This window comes from Microcystis sp. LE19-10.1B, from assembly GCF_027530565.1.
GTDB lineage: Bacteria > Cyanobacteriota > Cyanobacteriia > Cyanobacteriales > Microcystaceae > Microcystis > Microcystis aeruginosa.
In genome coordinates, this window is sequence record NZ_JAPZQM010000608.1 from 1 (window position 1) to 16619 (window position 16619).

Genomic DNA, 16619 nt, shown 5'->3' on the forward strand with positions numbered 1-16619 from the left:
TTGACATCCTCGCCGCACTTTTAGGGCGGCGATTCCTAAACCTCACGATTTAAGTTTCTGCTTCCACCACCGTCGCATACCACAGTTAAAAAACCATGTACTGTCTTACACAGAGTCCACAGACTTTCGCCCCATTTCAGAAGCCCGATTCCGTGTGTCCCACGGTACGTTTCCAGCTAAACGCTTCTTGTACTTGTTGCGCGCGACTTTTTACCCGGCCAAGCTTTTCTGGTCGGAACCCCCTAAGCCGAGTTTTCAAGGCTTCGGCCGTGAGCTCAGCCGAACGGTGCTGCGCCGTCCACTTGGTTTTCGAGACTGGCCTTTTAATTCTAACGTAAAGCCAACCTAGAACGGCGGGGTTTCAGACCCAAAATTTCCGATGAGTTTACCCTAAGAAAATATGCCAATTTCATTCAGAGTAGAACTAGCTTACCAATAATCGGCTATGAGTGAGCGCGGTTTTTTTCTGGATTTATCACCGGGGTTAGTGTAGTTCAAACTGGTATTACTTACCCAAGTTCTGGTTATCTGGTCAATGAAATACCGAAATATGCAAGAAAACGGAACCGCCGAGAATGTTTATAAGTTTTCTAGTACCTTATCTCCTTCCGATCCAAGCTATGTGGATAGAAGGGCTGATCTGGAATTGTACCAAGCTCTGATGAACAGTCAGTATTGTTATATTTTTAATTCTCGCAAAATGGGCAAGTCAAGTTTGACAGTACGCATCCAAACTCAAATTGAAGCCCAAGGAGTTGCCTGTTCCCGTATAGACTTAAATGAATTGGGGACATCAGTAGATCAATCTAGCTGGTATCATTCCTTAATTATTGAAATTGCCGAACAATTAAAACTAAATATGACGGATCTAGAATCTTGGATTGCCAGTCAATCTGTTTCTAATGTTGGGTTACTTAGACAGTTTATTAAAGAAATTTTATTGATAAAAATTTCAAACAACATTGTTATTTTTATTGATGAAATTGATGTGGTTAGAAAACTACCCTTTGCTACTGATGACTTTTTTGCTTACATTAGGTCTTGTCATGAAAAGCGAGTTATTAATGCAGATTTTAATCGTATTTCATTTGTTTTAATTGGCACGGCTACCCCCAATCAATTAATTCAGGATAGTCAAAGAACTCCTTTCAATATTGGTAAAGCAATTGAATTAAATGGACTGTCGTTAGAAGATAACTGTCAACCCTTGATGCAAGGACTAGAAGGGTTGGGTGTTTCCCCTCAAGAAATTCTACAAGAAATTTTTAGCTGGACTAATGGTCAACCTTTTCTAACTCAAAAATTGTGCTATTTAATGGCCAAGTTTAAAGTTACAATACCTCAGTCTCTCTTATCAGCTTGGATGCGAGATTTTGTTTATAAACACATTATTGATAACTGGGAAAAAAAAGATGAACCTGCTTTTTTATCAAGTATAAGAGAGCGACTTATTTATCATCCTGATCAAGGGTATTTACTAAGGGTTTATGCTAATGTTTTAAAAGGTAAATTGGTGAAAGCGAGTAACACACCAGAACATGATGAATTATTACTATCTGGATTAGTTATCGTCGATAATCAGGGCTATCTTAGAGTGGCTAATGCTATTTATCAGGCAATTTTTAATCAAAAATGGTTATATAATGTATTAGCAGCTAGTCGTCCTTATCAATCGGAAATTGCTAAGTGGGAAGACTCAAATTTTACCGATACAAATTGTTTACTGACGGGGAAAAAGTTAGAGGAATCTAAAAAATGGCAAGAAGATAAAGAATTAGATAGTATCGATTATCGTTTTTTAGCAGCCTCTGAAAGCATTACTCGTCAAAAACAATCTCGTTTATTTATGTTAGCAGCGGGAATATTTACTAGCATTGTTACAGGGTTACTTGGGTTGGGATTCTACCAGTCATGGCTGTTACCTTACTTTTATAAAATCCCCTATACTAAGGAGCCTGAACTATTTAGCCAAGGCGAAAAAAAGCTACTTATTAAACAGGAAAATTTTTATAAAGATCGGGGTATTTTAGCTTTTAAAAATGCTAATTATCTGGAAGCTAAACAGTTATTCAAAAAAGCCTATCTTGCTCATCCTGAAGATGCAGAAACATTAATTTATTATAATAATGCCATCGCTTATTTAAGTAATAATTATGTGACTTTGGCGGTGGTTATTCCCAGTGGCAAAAAAAATGAAATTTCCCAAGAAATCCTGAAAGGGATTGCTCAAGCACAATATTTATTTAATAGCCAATTACCGACAAGTGCGAATAATTTATTTTTAAATCTCGTTATTGCCAATGATAATAATGACGAAAAAGTTGCTAAGATAGTCGCCAAGGAAATCGTTAAAGACCCCAAAGTTATTGGAGTAATTGGACATTATTCTAGTGAAGCCACCTTAGCAGCTTTACCTATCTATGAAAGAGCCAAAATTACTTTAATTTCTTCGACAAGTTCCTCGGATGTAATTGAGAGTGAATACTTTTTTAGAACCGTTATCACCAATGAAAAAATTGGTGAAACTTTAGCTAATTATGCCAGCCAACATGATCTAGATAAGGTAATTATTTTTAATAATTATAACCAGATTGATAGCCAAGAACTTACTCAAGAGTTTCATCAAGCTTTCCAAAAAAAAGGCGGTAAAATCACTAAAGTAATTGATTTATCATCTTCCCTAGATATTGACGCAGAAGTTTTAAAAGCATTTTCCCAAGATCAAGTTAGAGGAATTGTCTTATTTCCCAGTTTGGAATCAGCTTCTGTGGTAGTAGAATTATCTCATACTCTTGAACAGTTAAATACCAGCACCACTCCAGAACTGAAAAATAAGCTAGTTCTTTTAGGGAGTCATTCCATGTATGAACATGAAATGTTGGTTGATAGCGGTAAATTTATTAATAATTTAGTTTTGGCTGTGCCTTGGTTTTCCCATCTAATTAAGTCCCAAAATTTTGTCAGAGATGCTCAAGCTTTATGGAAAGAAGATATTAGTTGGCGAACCGCTACCAGTTATGATGCAGCCCAATCATTTATAGCTGCTATTAGAGCCTTGCAATCCCAGAATAAAATTTCTTCAGAGTTGATACAAGAATATTTAGAAAACCTCAATCTTTCGGCCAGTTTGACCTCAGGCAATTCTCTCAGGTTTGTAGATAATGAATCCGAATCTAATCGAGAACCAATTACTGTCAGGGTTAAGAGTAAGTTAGAAGCAAAACTTGAAAACTCAATTCAGTTTCAATTGGAATCTCAACGAGACTAATCAAGCAAGTCGTCAAAATATACTTGATACAAATTGCAACGAACCTCTAGGTTATCATAACTTTTGTGGATCAGTCCCAATCGTTCCAAAAATTGGACAGATTCTCCTTTCATTTGAGCCGGAGTCAGAGCTTTTTTCTGAAGAATTTGCCTAAAAATATTCTGGAGGTTAGCATTACTTTTCAGATATCTCATCAGTAGGAAAAAATGACTTTGAAATGGCTCTCGTCCCTGCAAGGCATCATCTAGAACCTTTTCTAGAGAATTCCCTTCTTGCAATTTTACCAAGATTAACTTAATTAAATAAGGATTACCTCCCACTAAGTTCATGACCTTGTTAACATCTGATAACGTCCAATTAATGCCATTAACTTGAGCGAAAGTGAGAACTTGTTCCGCATTAAAATCCGATAAACTAGCCACATAACCTACACCAATTAAGGGAGAGGCATAAAAATCGTAGTTGCTATAAAATTCCGTTGAATGAATAATAATTAAGCGCAGTTTCCGCCAAGGTTGGGAACGTCTTTCATGCCAACTTCTGAGAATACCACAAATTTCATTACCGATTGTTTCAGTTTCCAAAATTGTATCAAATTTTTCAAAGACAAAAACCAGAGGATTAGCACTGGGTTGGAGAACATATTCCTCTAAATATCGTCGAGTTTTGTGGGCAGGAGTTCCGGGACGAGACCAAAATTTATCGAGAAGAGATTCGTTAATCTTTAATTCTTGGGTAATGGTACGACAAATCGACAGCAGCAAGTCTTCACAACTAAGGGCAATAGTAGCTTTTTCCTCCTCACAATCAATGATAACTGGTTGATAATTATCTTGTTTGAGATGATGGACTAACCAATTAACTAAACGGGTTTTGCCACTATTATGAGGTGCGCGAATTCTTAGCAACGATTGTTCTTGCTGAAGAACTTTGAGACAATTTTCCTCCAGAGGTGGACGTTTTACATAATCCTTAATATAGGTCTGATAATCCTGTTGTTTTTCCTCATCTAAAGAGGAGAAAATAGCAGCAATTGCGGGAGATTGATGTTTACTTTTGTTTGCCCACTCTTGATCAAAGCTCCTTAGGTTGGTTAAAATATCATGACCCCGTTGCCAAAAAGTAATTTGAAAAGTACGAATTTTTCCTTGATTATTGAGACGATGATCTTCCAAAATACCTAAAAACTTTTCGTTAAGATATTCCGTCAAAGCATCACGAATTTGCCATAACTCCAGCCTTTGACCACATTTTTCAGTCAGCATTTTTAAAGCATTAAGTTCGGCTTGAATTTTCAATTTTTTCTCATTAATCCAGCTAAATTTAATCGCCAGATTTTCACAATTATCCACCTCGTAGTTAGCAAACTTTAACAGAGCATTAAGCAGATATTTGGTTCTTTGTCTGGGAATATCCCCATAGGTAACTTTTCTAGACATTATCTCAAGTTTAGTAATTAAGGACTTTGCTGATAATTGAGAAATTTAAGTAATAATTTGGTTACGGATTAAACTTAAAACAGTGACTTTCCTATCCTCCTTTTTGAGTGCAAGCTTCGCTCCCCTGTTTAACGGCGTGCGCTAAATCCAACCGTTCGAGAAAAATTTGACCTGTCAGTTCGCGAGTTTTCAATTGATGCCATTCAGGTGCAACAAGATTGATTTCAGAGGGGTATTTGGGCAGTGGAAACAGAAATAATCCTTGCCGCTGCTACTGATCCCAATATTCTCTGACTTGCTTACTCGAACGATAGCGGATTTTTCTAGAGGGTACCTCAAAAAATAGATTTACTTCAGCATTGCACCGCCTGAAACCCTGATGAAACCTTTGTTGATTCTCAATTAGTGTGAATATTTTCTCAATAAGTCCAATTTAACGAGGTACTCTAGACAACCTTGACCACATCTCTCAAAAAAATTTTCCGCAAAACCCCGAAGTTCCCCAAGGTTTTTCTCCACCCCCAAGTTACTCAAACTCCAGTCTGGGATAGCAATTGAGGGCAAGAAAAATTAGCCTTTGACTGTGGGTGTACCCACAATGCCATAATCAACCACAACAAAGTTCAGATTTTCTTAATAGTCTTTTTCCCCTTGCTATGGCAGCACTTTGACCGATATCTGTCTGGCTATTTTGTGCCGAATTAGACAACTCCACTGGATGACCGACTATGACTAAAATTGCTGATATTGCCTACGTTACCTATCAACATCCGGATTTAGACCTGTGCGAACGTTTTTTGAGGGATTTTGGCCTGATTACCGCAGTTAAAACCGATACAGCCTTGTATATGCGAGCTAGAGGCAAAAAACAGTTTGTCTATGTCGTAGAATGGGGAAAAAAAGCTAAATTTGTCAGTTTTGCCCTAGAAGCGACATCAGAATCCGTCTTACATGAACTAGCCACTTTAGCCTCCGCTTCGACCGTGGAAACCCTATTCACCCCCGGCGGTGGTCAGCGCATCAAAATTATTGACCCCAACGGTTTTAACCTAGAATTGGTCTATGGTATCGAGGAAGTGGAACCTTTGCCGATTCCTGAACCCCTAGAATGGAATCACGCTAGTCGCAAAACCCGTTTAGGTCGCACCCAAAGGCCGAAAAAAGAACCCGCACCTATTTTACGTCTAGGTCATCTAGCTATTGATGTCAAAGACTTTGAGGAAAGCTATCACTGGTATCAGCAGACTTTTGGCTTAAAAGCAACAGATTTAATTTATTACGGCCATCCCAGTTTACGAGTCGGGGGTTTTCTTCGTTGTCAACGGGGAGAGGAATGGGTTGATCATCACACCATCGCCATGTTGCAAGGTTCTCACCCCAAAGTCCATCATACTGCCTTCGAGGTGCAAGATTTTGACTCTATTAAAATCGGCCACGATTGGTTACGAGAAAAAGGATGGACTCCTGTGTGGGGTATTGGTCGCCATTTGTTGGGAAGTCAAGTGTTTGACTATTGGCAAGATCCTTTCGGTAGCCTCATTGAACATTTTACCGATGGGGACCTTTTCGAGCAAACCACCGAGCCAGAACTTCACGCCGGGGGGTTAGATATTCTCTATCAATGGGGACCGGCGATTCCCGAAAGTTTTTTAGGTTAAACCGTTGAAAACGTCTCATAAAAGGGTTTAGATGATGAATATTGCTGAAATATTTCAAAAAAGACGCTCTACTCGTAAATTTCGCACCGATGCCATTCCCGAAGAAATTTTAGCCGAAATTTTTCGTTTAGGATTCCAAGCTCCCTCTAGTTATAATTTGCAACCATGGCGATTTATAGTGGTTAGAGAACCAGAAAATAAGGCAAAATTGCGAGAATTCGGCTTTGAACAAGATAAATTAGTCGATGCACCCGTGGTTTTAATCTGTTGTGGCGATCGCCAAGTTAACCATCGTGGTTACATTAATCAAGTAATTGAGTTAGGAAAACAAGAGGGGACGATTTCCGAAAAACGGGCCAAGTTCATGCACATGGCCATTCCGCCTTTTTTCCAATTTAAACCCTGTTATCAGTCTCCAGAAGCTTGGAGCAACCGACAAGTTATGATTGCGGTTACTTATCTCATGATAGCGGCGCAAAGCTTGGGGGTGGATAGTTGTCCCCTAGAAGGATTTGTGGCTAAACCCTTGCGCGAGTATTTCCAAATTCCCGATACGGTCGATGTCTGTTGTCTGTTAGCCTTGGGATACGCTGATGAACCCTTGAGCGAGTATGGGGGACGTTTTGGGACTCAGAAGCTCTGCTATGGCGAAATTTACGGAGAAACCTTTAATTTAAGCCCAAATCACCCCTAGAGTGACCGTCGCCCCCCGTCACCAGAAACTTTTCCCGGTGCGAGAGGATTAAATCTTTGTCTTCGATTCCATTCAATAATAGGGAGTAAAAAAATGACTCTTTGTTTAGATACTAAGCTTAATTTGTCAGAAATAAGCAGTTTAGTCGATATTATTCGTTATCGCGCCCAATACCAACCCCAAAAAACTGCTTATACCTTTTTAGTCGATGGCGAAACCGAAGAAAAACGCCTTACCTACGGGGAATTATTTCTGGAAGCGCAAGCGATTGCCAATAGTCTCCAATCCATCCTATTACCGGGGGAACGAGTTTTATTAGCATACCCTTCGGGATTAGAGTTTATTAGTGGGTTTTTCGGCTGTTTATTAGCAGGAGTAGTGGCAATTCCAGTTAATTTGCCCAAGAAAAACCAAAAGATGGCTCGCTTAACTTCTATTATTAATAATTCGCAAGCAAGCTTACTTTTAAGCACACAATCGGAATTAGACCAATTAAAAAGGCAACTAGACAGAGATATTCCCTTTCTAGCTACGGATAGCTTAATCGGCAAAAGTTTAGCCGAAGACCACCCCACTCAGATAAAAGCAGATACCTTAGCCTTTTTACAATACACCTCCGGTTCCACGGGGACTCCCAAAGGAGTGATGGTCAATCACGAGAATCTTTTGACCAACCTCCGAGATTTAGATTTAGGCTGGGAACACGATGAAAAGAGCGTTATGGTGACATGGTTGCCAACTTTTCATGATATGGGGCTAATTTATGGCATTTTACTGCCCTTTTATCGAGGATTTCCCTGTTATCTCATGTCCCCGGTTTCCTTTTTACAACGTCCTCTCGGTTGGTTAAATGCCATCAGCAAATACAGGGCCACCCACACTGCCGCCCCTAATTTTGCCTATAAACGTTGTCTTGACAAGATTAAAGAGGAGCAGCTGGCGGATTTAGACTTAAGCAGTTGGAAAGTGGCTTTAAATGGCGCAGAAACCGTCAGAATGGAAATTTTAAGCGAATTTGCTCGTAAATTTGCCCCCTGTGGTTTTGAGTTTGCCGCCTTTTGTCCGGGTTATGGTTTAGCCGAGGCCACCTTAAAAGTTGCTGCTGTCAGGAAAAATCAACTTCCTCAAATCTGCTGGGTTGAAAAAGCCGCTTTAAACCGTCATCAAATCGTTTTTACGGAAAAAAGCCCAAATTCTCAATCCTTAGTCAGTTGTGGACAAACAGAAATCGACACAGAAATTGCCATTGTTAATCCTGAAACCTGTCAACGCTGTCCCTCCCAGCAGGTGGGAGAAATTTGGGTGAAAGGCAAAACCGTCGCCCAAGGCTATTGGCAACATCCCGAAGCTACAGAAAAAACTTTTCAAGCAGTTATCGCCGATACTGGACAGGGTTTTTATTTGCGTACAGGGGATTTAGGTTTTATTCATCAGGGTCAACTATACATCACCGGACGCTTGAAAGACCTGATGATTATTCGCGGTGGTAACTACTATCCCCAGGATATCGAACAGACCGTAGAACAATGCTATCCCGACTTTTGCCCCAGTGGAACTGCCGCCTTTACCGTAGAAATCGAGGCAGAAGAAAAGTTAGTCCTAGTTCAAGAGGTAGAAAGAACGGCAATTCGCCGTTTTAACCAGCAAAAAGCCCTAGAAGCAGTTCGTCGAGCGGTTTTTCAAGAACACGAATTGCAAGTTTATGATATCGCTTTTATCAAACCCGCATCTCTGTCCAAAACTTCTAGCGGCAAAATTCAACGCCACGCTTGCCGTCAACAGTATTTAAACCAGCAACTTCCACTAATTTCATCCCCTATGCCGACGCTAACCCCCCCCCTCAGCAGTCACCAAGCTGACCCCACAACCGCTAGTCAAGAAAAAACCGAGCAAATCTTGACTTGGTTGCGAGATTACGCCAAAACTCGCATTAATTCCCATCTGATTGATGACCGTCGTTGTGTGCCGCCCTATATTGTCATGGATTTTGGCAATCAAGGACTGATGGGAATGCAGATTCCCGAAGAATACGGGGGAATAGCCCTTAATAATCGCAATTTTTTGCAGGTGATGGAACAATTAGCCGCCATTGATTTAACCTTGGCGACGATGGTGAGTCTCAATAACAGCTTAGGTATCCGTCCGCTGCTCAACTACGGGACTATTTCCCTCAAGCAAGAATTATTACCTCTTTTAGCGACAGGAAGACAATTATCCTCCTTTGGCATGACGGAACCGGAAGCAGGAGCGAATATCGGGGCAATTAGTACCGTTGCAGTGCCGGATGGTCGAGATAAATGGCGAATTCGCGGCCTTAAGCGTTGGAATGGTTCTGCTTGGGCCGGAATGATTAATGTTTTTGTCCGTTTGCTTGATTCGGAAGAACCGGGGAATAACGGTTTGACAGGTTTTCTTGTCCGTCAAGGCACCCCCGGTCTGCGTTTGGGACCTGAATCCCTAACTATGGGATTACGGGGAATTATGCAAAATGCCATCTATTTTGAGGATGTTTTAGTCACTAAAGAGCAATTGCTGGGAGAATTGGGCAATGGCACTGAACCCGCCGACGATGCTTTACTTTATGCCCGTTTAGGTATTGGCATGATGGCAGTTGGCGGCATGAAACGCTGTTTACAATTAATGTTACGTTATGCCAGCCGTCGTTCGATCGCTACAGGTAAATTGCTAGAAAGTCCGATTACTTTAGCCCGTTTTGACCATTTAACTGGGGCTACGGTGGCCTTGTCCAGTCTCTTAAAGTGTATTACCACCGCCTTAGACCAAAAAGTTGCCGTTCCCAGGGAAATGGCAGTTATTGCCAAGATTACGGGGGCTGATTACCTCTGGGAAGCGGCCGATAGTCTCGTTCAGATGCTCGGGGGTAGAGGTTACATGGAAACTAATCTTGCCCCGCAAATTCTCCGGGATGCCAGAGTTTTACGAATTGGCGAAGGTCCTAACGAAAGTTTGAAAATCTTTTTGGGCAAAAGTATCACCCATACGGACAAATTAGGCGAATTTCTGACAAAAGTTCTGGAAGCGCCCGAGATTGCCCTGCAACTCCACAGCACCGCCCAATCTATTAATCAGCGTTGTCTCCAGTCTAATCTCTGGGGTGATCGTTCTGCCGCCTTAGCTTGGGCTTATTCTTTAATCGGAGAATTGGGTTGTTACGCCGCTTTAGTAGCAACAACGGCGAAAATGGCCCAAATTCACCCCGGGGAAAAGTACAGTCATGCCCTAGCTTGGAGTCAATTGCAGTTTGATTTATGTGTGCAGAAAGCTCTCCGGGGAACACCCGAAGAAAACTTTGCTTCTTCGGTGGCAACTATCCGCGATCGTATCCTCGATTATACTCAATCTATTGATGATATCGAACAACGTCTAGAGGGTTCCGATTATCAACTCGACGAGTTATTGACGTTGGAACCAGAAGCTAAACAGACTCATCCTCAAGCTGAAACTTCTCTGGTCGAAATTGCTATTCAAACGCGGCAAGACGGAATAAATAGCCCCTCTAGTCCGAAAAAGTCCCTTCTTAGCCAACAAACTCCCGAAAAGGTGGAAATGTGGTTAGGTAATTGGTTACACCAGAAATTAAAGGTCAATCCAGCCACTATCCAAACCAGCCAGTCTTTTGCTGATTTTGGCTTAGATTCAATTTTTGCCGTGGAATTAGCCCAAGATCTTGCCGATTGGTCGGGAATCCCCGTCGAAGCCACCATTGTTTGGAATTATCCCACTATTGATAGTTTGGCAGAATATTTAGCTAACCAGATTAATCAAAGCAATACTGGGGCTGAATCGGCAAATAATCGGGAAAAAAGCGAAATTTTAGCAGTTTTACCCCAAATATCCGAAGAAGAAATCTCTGCCTTCTTTAGTTAATCGCTGGTGGGGATAGGATAGCTAATTTCCCTTGACCTATCCCCCACCTCGGAGTCACGGGGACAATTGTGACTATGCTACTAAATTTTCCCATCCCGACAGTATCAAGGTTTTTCCCGCTTATCCGTGACTTTTTCCCAAGCATAACCTGAGATGAAAGTGACGTGACATAACAAGACAAGAGTTGTTAGGAAGATGAATCAACAAAAACAAGCTTTTTTAGAACAATACAAACACCTCGATGCAATGGTCAAAGCGCAAACCGAACCCATCGCTATTGTGGGGATGGGCTGTCGTTTTCCCGCAGGAGTCAATGATTCCGCAAGTTATTGGCAGTTATTGGTTAATGGCATCGATGCAGTAACAGAAATTCCCCTAGAACGTTGGAATATTGCCGATTATTATCACCAAGATGCCGATGTTCCGGGGAAAATGTATAGTCGGGAAGGGGCATTTTTAGACAAAGTTGACGAATTTGACCCGGCTTTCTTCGGCATCTCACCCCGGGAAGCCGCCGCCATGGATCCGCAACAACGGTTACTGTTAGAAGTCTGTTGGGAGTCCCTAGAAAATGGGGCTATTGCGCCCGAAAGTTTGATTAATAGTCAAACTGGCGTATTTATGGGCATTTTTCGCGATGATTATGCCCAATTATGTTTTCATCAAGGCGTAGTCAATCACATTGATGCTTACAACAGTTTAGGAACCAGTCGCGCTATTGCCGTCGGCAGAATCTCTTATCTATTTGGGTTTCACGGTCCGACTCTGCAAATTGATACGGCCTGTTCTTCCTCCCTCTTGGCAGTACATTTGGCCTGTCAAAGTCTGCGCGGCCAAGAATGCAATCTCGCTTTAGCGGGGGGGGTGAATCTGATGTTAACCCCGGCCACTGCGATTAGTAATTGTAAATTAAAAGCCGTTTCTCCCCAGGGTCGCAGTAAAACCTTTGATGCTTCGGCCGATGGTTATGGTCGCGGCGAAGGTTGCGGTGTCGTGGTCTTAAAACGTCTCAGTGATGCTCTCCGAGATGGCAATCTTATTTTCGCCCAAATTCGCGGTTCGGCTGTCAATCACGATGGAAAAAGTAATGGCTTAACCGCCCCCAATGGTCAGGCACAGGAAGCTTTACTCAGACAAGCCCTCGAAAGAGCGAAAATTCAACCTAAAGATCTGCAATACGTCGAAGTTCACGGTACAGGTACATCTTTAGGAGATCCCATCGAGGTTTTATCCTTAGGGAAAATTTATGGCCAGGGTCATAGCCAAGATAACCCCCTGATTTTGGGAACCGTGAAAACTAATATGGGGCATCTGGAAGGAGCTGCGGGAATTGCGGCGTTAATTAAGACAGTTTTACAGCTACAAAATCAGCAAATAGCCCCTAATCTTCATTTTAAGAACCCTAATCCCTATATTCCCTGGGAAAAACTGCCGGTCAAAATCCCCACCACTCTTACCCCTTGGTTGGTCAGAGAAGGAGTCCGACGGGCTGGAGTGAGCGCTTTTGGGATGAGTGGGACTAACGTCCATTTAATCGTGGAGGAAAGCAATTTTGAGCGGCTTGGTGACGAAAAACCTCATTTAGAGCGTCCTTGTCATTTAATTACCCTTTCGGCGAAAAGTGAGCCAGCCTTACGGGAATTAGCTCAACGCTACTACGATTTTTTAGGTCAAAATTCCCAGACGTTCATGGCAAATCTGGCCTATACCGCTAATACTGGGCGATCGCATTTTGAGCATCGTTTAGCTATTCCCTTTCTGGCTCAAAAACAGCTTGAGCAAGCTTTAAAAGACTTTATTAGGGATGAAAATCGCTTTTCAGGTCAAAAAAGTATTTTAACCTCGAAAAAAGCCCCTAAACTGGCTTTTATGTGTACGGGACAGGGTTCACAATATCCCGGAATGGCTAGGGAACTCTACGAAACGCAACCGACTTTTCGCCAAACTTTAGAGAAATGTGACGAAATTTTACGGAGCTATGGGGTGAAATCCTTACTGCAAGTGTTATATGGGGACGAAAAAACCAGTCAGTTGATTAATCAGACTTTTTACAGTCAAATTACCCTATTTTCTCTGGAATATGCCCTCGCCCAACTCTGGTTATCTTGGGGAGTGAAACCCGATGCTCTCATCGGTCATAGTTTAGGGGAATATGTGGCCGCTTGTTTAGCGGGAGTCTTTAGCTTAGAAGACGGTTTGAAGTTAATTGCCCATCGGGGACGCTTAATGCAGACATTACCGAAAAACGGCATAATGGCGGCAATTTTTACCGATTCCGACACCGTGACCAATCATCTGAGGAAGATTAGGGGCATCTGTACCATTGCTGCGGTCAATAGTCGAGAAAATACGGTCATTTCTGGCGAAACTGAGGCTATTAACCATTTAATCGCTAACTTCAATCAGAGAGGCATTGAAAGTCAGACTTTAGCGGTTTCCCATGCTTTCCATTCTCCCTTAATGACGGGTATGGTGGGGGAATTTGCCAAGATTGCCGAAACTATCACCTATAATTCCCCGCGTCTCCCCCTTATTTCTAACCTGACTGGGGATGTTATCGATGCAGAGATAGCAACTTCCCAATATTGGGTTAATCATCTACTGTCTCCCGTAGAGTTTGCCCGGGGTATAGAAAGATTAGGAGAGTTAAATACGGAAATATTCCTAGAAATTGGTGCCAAAACCACTTTAATTAGCCTAGGTCAGCAAAATCTCACCGACCAAGGTCTCTGGTTAGCTAGTTTATCCCCAAAACAGTCGAATTGGGAAACCCTGCTCCAAAGTTTAGCGACCCTTTATGTAAAAGGGGTCAAAATTGACTGGAATGGATTCGACCTGGATTATTTACGCGAAAAAATCCCCTTACCGACCTATCCCTTCCAAAGAAAACGCTATTGGTTAGATTACATTGATTCTCAGCTAAAAACCCCGACAGTGGCGGCAGCTTTCCACCCCCTCCTACAGCAACCGCTGCATCTATTGGGGTCAAAGGATGTCCACTATCAATCCTCTCTTTCTCCCTGCTCTCCGAGCTATCTGCAAGAACATCAAGTTTTTGGCCAGGTAGTTTTCCCGGCCGCGGCCTATCTAGAGATGATTATAGTGGCAGCCGGTCAACAATATCCCAATCAGCAGTTTACTATTGGCCAATTGAGTCTGAATCGACCCTTAATTTTCTCAGACAACCAGAGTAAAAAGGTACAGTTAAGCTTACTAGCGGGGGGACAATTTCAGATTCTCAGTCTTGGGGAAGGGGAAGTTTCCCTACTGCATCTATCCGGTAATTTAACCAATGAAAACCAGGACTTACCCAGCTGCAATTGGACAGATATCCGGAACCGTTGTCACCAAAAAATCGAAATTGCACAGCATTATCAGGACTGTTTAAGTAAAGGAGTGAACTACGGGGAAAGTTTTCGAGTTATCCAGGAACTTTACCGCAATCAGTCCGAAATTGTCGCAAAAATTCAACTTTCTTCCCATCTACTCTCGCAAGCGGTGGATTACCAGCTACATCCTGTCTTACTTGATGGTTGCTTTCACGCTATGTCGGCACTATTTCCCGCAGGGAATAGCACCTATCTTCCCACTAATATTGACCGATTGACCTTTTCGGGAGTTAAGGACACCTCTATATACTGTCATGGTCGCTTCAGCCATAGCAATTTGCAAAACGGCATCTTAATCGCTGATTTAACTATTTTCAGCGAATCGGGTCAATTAATTAGCCAAATTGACGGATTAACCTTTCAACAGGCCCGGCCAGAAACCCTCTTTTCCCAGACCAACGACCTCAAGGATAGTTTATACGAAATTACTTGGCAAGCCACGGACTTGACGGGAATGGATTGGACAGAAACAGGAGATTGGTTAATTTTTGCCGACAAAAAGGGAGTAGGGCAACAATTAGCCGAAAAATTGGTGCAACAAGGGCATAGATGCCAACTTATCACCGAAAACAATCGCCAGACTTGGCAATATCTCCTCAAAAAACCCTATCAAGGTCTAATTTATCTCTGGGGAATCGATGACGACCAAGCTTTAGAAAATAATCAAAACCTAGCCGTCACTCAGGAGCGAATTTGTGGAACTTTGCTGGAAATAGTGCAAGAACTAGGCAAAATAGAGGTTAATTACTCTCCTCGCCTCTATATTGTCACCCAATCGGCTCAATACATTCCTTCTCAACCCACAGTGATTGCCCTTGCCCAAAGTTCCCTCTGGGGATTAGGACGGACTATTGCCCTAGAACACCCAGAATTGCGCTGTCTGTGTCTAGATGGAGATAAATTTCAGGATAGCCACACCTTAGCCCTAGAGGTGTTCCAATCTTTACAAAGTTCGGAGGAGGAAAATCAAATCGTTTGGCGGCAAGGCCAGAGCTATGTGGCTCGTTTAGGGCGATTTATCCCGAAATCGTCGCTAAAAAACCGAGAAATTGCCGAAAATGCCACCTATCTTATTACTGGTGGTCTAGGGGCCTTAGGGCAGCAAGTGGCTAATTGGTTAAGGAAAAAAGGAGCAAAATCCCTCGTCTTACTAAGTCGCCGGGGAATAACTCCAGAAACCCAACCAATTATAGACCAATGGCGACAAGAGGGAACCAATGTAGAAGTTTTTGCCGCCGATGTTAGCGACTTTGGCCAAATGCGTCGGGCTTTTGAGATAATCGAGCAACAGTTACCCCCCTTAAAAGGAATTATTCACACGGCCGGGGTGTTAGAGGATGCCAGCTTATCCAAACAGACTTGGGAGAAATTTGAGCGCGTCTTTTCCCCCAAAATACTCGGCGCTTGGAATTTGCATCTCCTCAGTCAAGAAGTGGATTTAGACTGGTTTATTAATTTTTCCTCGATGGCCTCGGTGTTAGGGTCTTCTGGACAGAGTAATTATGCTAGTGCTAATGCCTTTTTAGATAGTCTAGCCCATTATCGTCAAGCGCAAGGACTGCCGGCCCTGACCGTTAATTGGGGTCCCTGGGCAGAGGGTGGTATGGCCGAAAATTTAGGCGAAAAAGCGAAAAAAAGGCTAATTAAACAGGGTTTTACCCCTCTTGATCCCCAAAAATGTTTGCATCTCCTCGAAACATTGCTGACGACTTCTCGGACACAGGTAACTGTCGCTTCTCTCAATTGGAATAGCTTTTTTAACAGTTTCGAGAATCAAAAAATTCCGCCTTTATTACGAGATTTCCAGAGTTTTTCAGCCCAAAAATTAACCCCAGACAATAATTTTATTGATGTCTTAATTACAGTACCAATTGAGGAGCGTTTTGCGGCTTTGACTGCTCATGTTCAAGGGATTGTAGCGGAAATTCTCGGTATTCCGGCTAGAGAATTTACCAAAGTTGACCAAGGTTTTTTTGAGTTGGGAATGGATTCTTTAATGACGGTGGAATTACGCAATCGTTTAGCCAAGGATTTAGGTAAATCTCTGGCGGCAACTATCACTTTTAAATACCCAACAGTGACCAGTTTGGTCGATTATCTGGTAACTGAAGTTATTGACCTTGACTTTAGTTTAAAACCCTTAGCAATAGGAGCAAATCAAGATAGCAATATTGATCCCCTCAACGAAGAAGACTTATCCCTAGAAGAATTGTCCGATTTACTGCTACAGGAATTAAATTCCTTAGGTTAGAAAAGCAGACCTCAAACCCTATCTAAATAACC

The 16619-nt window shown here is 42.2% G+C and carries 6 protein-coding genes; 5 read left to right on the forward strand and 1 reads right to left on the reverse strand.

Annotation, left to right across the window (positions count from 1 at the left end; genetic code table 11):
• The first annotated feature begins 550 nt into the window (after nt 1-550).
• Nucleotides 551-3268 carry an AAA-like domain-containing protein gene (locus O9332_RS21845; protein WP_288027393.1) on the forward strand — a complete coding sequence of 906 codons (2718 nt, stop codon included), beginning with the start codon at nt 551-553 and terminating at the stop codon, nt 3266-3268.
• Here O9332_RS21845 and O9332_RS21850 read toward each other — a convergent pair.
• Nucleotides 3265-4707: an AAA-like domain-containing protein gene (locus O9332_RS21850; RefSeq protein ID WP_288027395.1), complete on the reverse strand. Its 1443-nt coding sequence runs from the start codon at nt 4705-4707 to the stop codon at nt 3265-3267. The genes O9332_RS21845 and O9332_RS21850 overlap by 4 nt on opposite strands.
• A 728-nt stretch (nt 4708-5435) precedes the next feature.
• Here O9332_RS21850 and O9332_RS21855 point away from each other — a divergent pair.
• From O9332_RS21855 to O9332_RS21870, 4 genes are all read left to right on the forward strand, one after another.
• Nucleotides 5436-6365, forward strand: coding sequence for a VOC family protein (locus O9332_RS21855; RefSeq protein ID WP_288027397.1), 930 nt, complete (start codon nt 5436-5438; stop codon nt 6363-6365).
• A 34-nt stretch (nt 6366-6399) separates the two neighbouring features.
• Nucleotides 6400-7059, forward strand: a complete 660-nt coding sequence (locus O9332_RS21860) for a nitroreductase family protein (RefSeq protein ID WP_002741314.1) — start codon at nt 6400-6402, stop codon at nt 7057-7059.
• A 93-nt stretch (nt 7060-7152) separates the two neighbouring features.
• Nucleotides 7153-10947: an AMP-binding protein gene (locus tag O9332_RS21865; RefSeq protein ID WP_288027399.1), complete on the forward strand. Its 3795-nt coding sequence runs from the start codon at nt 7153-7155 to the stop codon at nt 10945-10947.
• 195 nt (nt 10948-11142) lie between these two features.
• Nucleotides 11143-16587, forward strand: coding sequence for a type I polyketide synthase (locus O9332_RS21870; protein WP_288027401.1), 5445 nt, complete (start codon nt 11143-11145; stop codon nt 16585-16587).
• The last annotated feature ends 32 nt before the right edge of the window (nt 16588-16619 follow it).